This is a genomic window from Segatella copri, assembly GCF_009494395.1.
In the GTDB taxonomy this organism is placed as follows: Bacteria; Bacteroidota; Bacteroidia; order Bacteroidales; family Bacteroidaceae; genus Prevotella.
The window spans coordinates 1-2,578 of record NZ_VZCB01000044.1; the positions used below are offsets into that span (position 1 = coordinate 1).

General features: G+C 43.7%; 3 protein-coding genes. All 3 read right to left on the minus strand.

Annotated features, from left to right (window positions below):
• Positions 1–69: 69 nt before the first annotated feature.
• The 3 genes from tnpC to F7D73_RS04655 all read right to left on the minus strand — a co-directional run bounded on the left by tnpC (position 70) and on the right by F7D73_RS04655 (position 2,497).
• Positions 70–1,650: an IS66 family transposase gene (tnpC, locus tag F7D73_RS04645; protein WP_153122551.1), complete on the minus strand. Its 1,581-nt coding sequence runs from the start codon at positions 1,648–1,650 to the stop codon at positions 70–72.
• A gap of 101 nt (positions 1,651–1,751) precedes the next feature.
• Positions 1,752–2,099 carry an IS66 family insertion sequence element accessory protein TnpB gene (tnpB, locus tag F7D73_RS04650; RefSeq protein WP_089545422.1) on the minus strand — a complete coding sequence of 116 codons (348 nt, stop codon included), beginning with the start codon at positions 2,097–2,099 and terminating at the stop codon, positions 1,752–1,754.
• Entirely contained in the window at positions 2,087–2,497 is a 411-nt protein-coding gene (locus F7D73_RS04655; protein ID WP_153122553.1) for a hypothetical protein, read from the minus strand. Before F7D73_RS04655 ends, tnpB begins: the two co-directional genes overlap by 13 nt.
• Positions 2,498–2,578: the final 81 nt, after the last annotated feature.

Below are 2,578 nucleotides of genomic sequence, written 5' to 3' on the forward strand. Positions count from 1 at the left end.
GTAAGCGGCTCCGCGTTTATACCTTGCATAATTCAAAAAAAGCAGTAACAGCTGATTAAACAAATGCTGCTACTGCTTTTTCCATCGGTCAGGAAGTAAGTCTCTATATTTTTCCAATGGGGTATTTGGTTGCCATTCTGCAGTCTTTTCTATTACGTCGCATATGTATTCAAACAGATTAATGCCATTCAGCCTGCATGAGATGGCGATGGAATATAGGATAGCCGCCCGGCTTGCTCCTTCGTGCGAGCCAAAGAACATTGAGTTTCTTCTTGATAGTGATATGTACCTCTGGATTCTCTCAATGTAGTTGTTATCGAGAGCCGTATCACCTCTTTTAAAGATGTCACAAATGGCATTATATTCATTAAGGGCATAACCAACCGCCTGCGCCAAGGTAGACTTGGGCAGCAAATCCTTCCTGGAAGATATTTCCTCCAGTTTCTCCAATAAATCCTGTAAAATGTCCGGTGCGTATGACTGCCGATAGGCTAGATGGTCTTCAACGGTCCATCCATTTACCCCAACCTTATGTTTTTTGTCTTCTCGATAAAATCTGTTGAGGATATCTACGACTTCCTGAGCATCCTTGTCTTCCTTGCCGCAGTCGACGAAGTCTCTCTTGACATGCTGTAGGCAGGCGATTCTCATGATGTCCGGATAAGCATCCGACTCCAGTTTCCGGTAAGGAGCATATGCATCACTCTGTATGGTACCTTTATAATCTGAGAATACGTTAAGTATGACCTGCTCAGAGCGTGAACCATCCTCATATACGAAGAAGACAAGTCCCAGTTCAGGCGCACTTACAGCCCAGAGGTAGCCTTTCTTCGACCCCTTGTCTGTAGGCTTTGTCTTGGCTAGCAGCACTTTATGGTATGTCTCGTCTGCCGAGACATAATCCTGCTGCAACACTACTTGGCAGATAGCCTTATAGAAGTTTTCCAGTACATCAGCACTTCTGGCAATCAGCTTGTTTGCCGTAGCTTTCCTTAACGTAAACCCATTGTCGGCAAAGTATTTGGTGATTCGCTCTACCGGCATGGAATAGATGTATCGCATCTGCAGGAGTCCTGCTGCAAAGGAAGGTGAATAGGAAGAATTCAACAACAGAGCCGGCGGAGTCTTCCCCGGATACATGATACTTCCATCCGTATAAGTGTTGATGTGATACACGGTCTTGATGAACTTGATGGGTTCCATGCTGTAACGTATACAGGTACGAGTCCCGAAGAGACGCAACGTCTTCAAAAGCTCTGCATCCATGACTGGATCTATCGTAACATGCACCTCTTTCATCTCGTAATGCATGTCACGCTTGGCACCGTTGTTTTTGCGGGCCTTTCTTTTTTCGGCCTGCTCTGTTTTCTTCTTGTCAAATTCCTCCTGGGTCATCGAGGCTTGTGGATTCTTTTCCTGACGTTCGGACTTCTTGCCTGAAACGAGCTTGCCGAGTGCCTTGTTCTGACGATTCGCTTTGTCAATGGCGATTCCTTTCTGGACGAGTAATTCTTCTAATGACTTTATACGTTCAATGAGTTCGTTGACCTGTGTAGTCAACGAACTCACTGTAGTATTGGCTTGCTGAAGTTGTTCGTTGGCAAGCTGAAGTTGTTCCTTCAAAAGTACTATAATTTCGTCCTTTGTCATAGTGCAAAGGTACGAAAAAATATCGAGATATGCAAGTATCTTCAGATATTTATTCTTATTATCTTACTGATATACAACATGTTAAATACAGCATAGCAAAGCTATAAGTTAAGCCTCTTTCTATATTTCATGCTTTTTAGGCAAATTCCGCTCATGATGGCCGATAGTGTCCTGTACGGCATTTTGCATTGTTTGTTCTTGGGGTCAAAGAATGGCAATTCAAAGGTTCCTCGCTCCAGTCGCTTCTGGTACAGCAAGAAACCATCGCCATCCCATTTGAGCAATTTTACCTGCTGGCGGTTCTTGGAGAAGAAGATGAATACCGCACCACCAAGTGGCGGAAGTTCCATCTCGGTTCTCACTATCTGATACAAGCCATTTATGCCCATGTTCATTCGGACATATCTCTGGCAGACATAGAATTGGGTACTCTCATTCAATCCAAACATACAGCATCCTCCTTCTCATAAAGTTTCATTAACGCCATAACAGACTTGGCACATCCTTTTTTAACGGAAACTACAGTTCCATTTGGAAAGGTTATGTTTATGCCATAAAGGAGGTCTTCCATAGGAAGGTCTATAGTAGGAGGTTCCATAGGCACGAACATCATGCCTGTACTTGATGTAGATGCTTCTGCTTTTTCGCTGCGGGCTGCCTCCTGGGCTTGGCGGATTTCATGCTTGGCATGTAAAACTGAATATCCTTTTTCGCACATCCAGTTCATCATGGTGCGATGATTTATATGTCTTTCCTTCAAGAAAGGAGTAAGTTGAGCCTTGGGGTTTCGATTCAGATATACTAAGAAGGAACCCCAAGCCTTCTCAAAACGTTCGTTTGCTGTCATAATTCATGTGATTTTAAAATTATGGTGCAAAGGTACGAACAAAAGAGAAGACTACAATGGTATAAACGCGGAGCCGCTTAC